The organism is Kitasatospora sp. NPDC057500 (assembly GCF_042802195.1).
GTDB lineage: Bacteria > Actinomycetota > Actinomycetes > Streptomycetales > Streptomycetaceae > Kitasatospora.
This window is the reverse complement of sequence record NZ_JBHVER010000406.1, coordinates 1-2,471: the sequence shown is the minus strand read 5'-3', so window position 1 is coordinate 2,471 and position 2,471 is coordinate 1. Positions and strand designations below refer to the sequence as shown.

2 protein-coding genes are annotated in these 2,471 nt (G+C 72.1%); one reads left to right on the top strand and one right to left on the bottom strand.

Annotation, left to right across the window (positions count from 1 at the left end; genetic code table 11):
* Positions 1-42: 42 nt before the first annotated feature.
* Positions 43-1,422 carry an NADP-specific glutamate dehydrogenase gene (gdhA, locus tag ACFU74_RS36970; protein ID WP_380764524.1) on the bottom strand — a complete coding sequence of 460 codons (1,380 nt, stop codon included), beginning with the start codon at positions 1,420-1,422 and terminating at the stop codon, positions 43-45.
* 339 nt (positions 1,423-1,761) lie between these two features.
* Here gdhA and ribA point away from each other — a divergent pair, with 339 nt between their 5' ends.
* On the top strand, positions 1,762-2,427 hold the full coding sequence (gene ribA, locus ACFU74_RS36965; RefSeq protein WP_380764523.1) for a GTP cyclohydrolase II: 666 nt from the start codon (positions 1,762-1,764) through the stop codon (positions 2,425-2,427).
* Positions 2,428-2,471 lie beyond the last annotated feature (44 nt).

The following is a 2,471-nucleotide window of genomic DNA, read 5'->3' as shown; positions in this document are numbered from 1 at the left end:
GCGCCGCTGCGGCGCCGGCCGGGGAGGCGGTGATGCCCTGCGTCAGATCAGGCCCTGGGCCAGCATCGCATCCGCCACCAGCTCGAAGCCGGCGATGTTGGCGCCCAGCACGTAGTCCCCGGGACGGCCGTACTTCTCCGCCGTGGTGTGGCAGGCGGCGTGGATGTTCCGCATGATCGCGGCCAGCCGCTCCTCGGTCCGCTCGAAGGACCACTCGTCGCGCGAGGCGTTCTGCTGCATCTCCAGCGCGCTGGTGGCGACGCCGCCCGCGTTGGCCGCCTTGCCCGGGCCGAAGGCCACCCCGGCCTCCAGGAACACCCGGACCGCCTCCGGCGTGGTCGGCATGTTGGCGCCCTCGGCGACCGCCCGCACACCGCCCCGGACCAGCGCCAGCGCGTCCGCCTCGTCCAGCTCGTTCTGGGTCGCGCAGGGCAGCGCCACGTCCACCGGGACGCTCCAGACGCCGGTGCCCTCCTCGTAGCGGACGTGGCCGCCGCGCAGCTGCGCGTACTCGGTGAGCCGGCCGCGCCGGACCTCCTTGACCTCCTTCAGCAGGTCCAGGTCGATGCCCTTCTCGTCCACCACGAAGCCGGTGGAGTCGGAGGCCGTCACCACGGTCGCGCCGAGCTGCTGGGCCTTCTCGATCGCGTACAGGGCGACGTTGCCGGAGCCGGAGACGGAGACCCGCAGGCCGTCCAGCTCCTCGCCCCGGGCGCGCAGCATCTCCTGGGTGAAGAGCACGCAGCCGTAGCCGGTGGCCTCGGTGCGGGCCTGCGAACCGCCCCAGCCGATGCCCTTGCCGGTCAGCACGCCCGACTCGTAGCGGTTGGTGATCCGCTTGTACTGGCCGAACAGGTAGCCGATCTCCCGGCCGCCGACGCCGATGTCCCCGGCCGGGACGTCGGTGTGCTCGCCCAGGTGGCGGTAGAGCTCGGTCATGAAGGACTGGCAGAAGCGCATGACCTCGGCGTCCGAGCGGCCCTTGGGGTCGAAGTCGGAGCCGCCCTTGCCGCCGCCGATGGCGAGGCCGGTCAGCGCGTTCTTGAAGATCTGCTCGAAGCCCAGGAACTTCACGATCCCGAGGTTCACCGAGGGGTGGAAGCGCAGACCGCCCTTGTAGGGGCCGAGGGCGCTGTTGAACTCGACGCGGAAGCCGCGGTTGACGTGGATCCGGCCCTGGTCGTCGGTCCACGGCACGCGGAAGATCAGCTGGCGCTCGGGCTCGACGATGCGCTCGACGATCCGGGCGTCGGCCAGCTCCGGCCGCTGCTCCAGGACCGGTCCGAGCGTCTCCACCACCTCCCGGACGGCCTGGTGGAACTCGGGCTCGCCGGGGTTGCGGCGGAGCACCTCGGCGTACAGCGACTCAATGGCGGGGTTCCCGGCGTCGTGGGACGCAGCGGGCACGGGGGTAGCCGACATCTCTTGAGGACCTTCCATGGTCTGAATCGACAGACAGGGCGCCTCCCCCGTCGTCCCGGGGGAAAGGCACCGGCGGTCCCCTCGCCATTGAGGGCGTCACGGCGCATCGAACACCAGCGCGGCAACTCCTGGACCGCTCGCGCGGGCACAGTCTCTCACTGCCACCCCCCGTTTGTCCGCCCCCCATCCGCCGGACTCCGTCCGGCAACCCGTTCGTGAGCTGCACCGACCCTCCGCCGGCCGCCGATTCGACCCCGAATTATGTTGTTCAAATTGGAACTACCTAGTACCGTCGACAGCCGAGCCCCACCAGAACCGTCCGTCACGAAAGGCCCGGCCATGCCGCAAGCGCAGCCGCCGCAGCAGCAGAACGACTCCCCGCAGGCCGCAGCCGCCCGGGTACGGGCGCGGGTGCGGATACCGCTGGCGTTCCCGGACGGGTACCGGGTGGAGGCCGAGGTGTCCACCTTCCACGGGCTGGCGGACGGCGCGGAGCACCTGGCGCTGACGCTCGGCACCGTGCCCGAAGGGGCAACGCCGCTGGTCCGGCTGCACTCGGAGTGCCTGACCGGGGACGTGTTCGGCTCCGCCCGGTGCGACTGCGGACCGCAGCTGCGCGAGGCCGTCGAGCGGATCGCCACCGCCGGCGGGCACCTGCTGTACCTGCGCCAGGAAGGGCGCGGCATCGGGCTGTACAACAAGCTGGACGCCTACGCGCTCCAGGACTCCGGCCTGGACACCTACGACGCCAACACCGCGCTCGGGCTGCCGGAGGACGGGCGCGACTACACCGCCGCCGCGCAGATGCTCGGGGCGCTCGGCGTGGGGCGGGTGGAACTGCTGAGCAACAACCCCGACAAGGCCGCCCAGCTGGCCGCGCTCGGGGTCACCGTCGAGCGCCGGGTGCCGACGGGGGTGCACGTCTCGGAGAGCAACGTGCGCTACCTGCGGGCCAAGGCGGAGCGGACCGGCCACGAGATCGAGCTGTCCCGGCTGGTGGGCTGAGCGGCCGCCGGGTCGCCGGCTGAGCCGGGCGCCCGGCTCAGCCC

Coding starts and splice junctions, on each gene's coding strand:
- gdhA (WP_380764524.1), bottom strand. CDS start 1,422: ATGTCGGCTACCCCCGTGCCCGCTGCGTCCCACGACGCCGGGAACCCC.
- ribA (WP_380764523.1), top strand. CDS start 1,762: ATGCCGCAAGCGCAGCCGCCGCAGCAGCAGAACGACTCCCCGCAGGCC.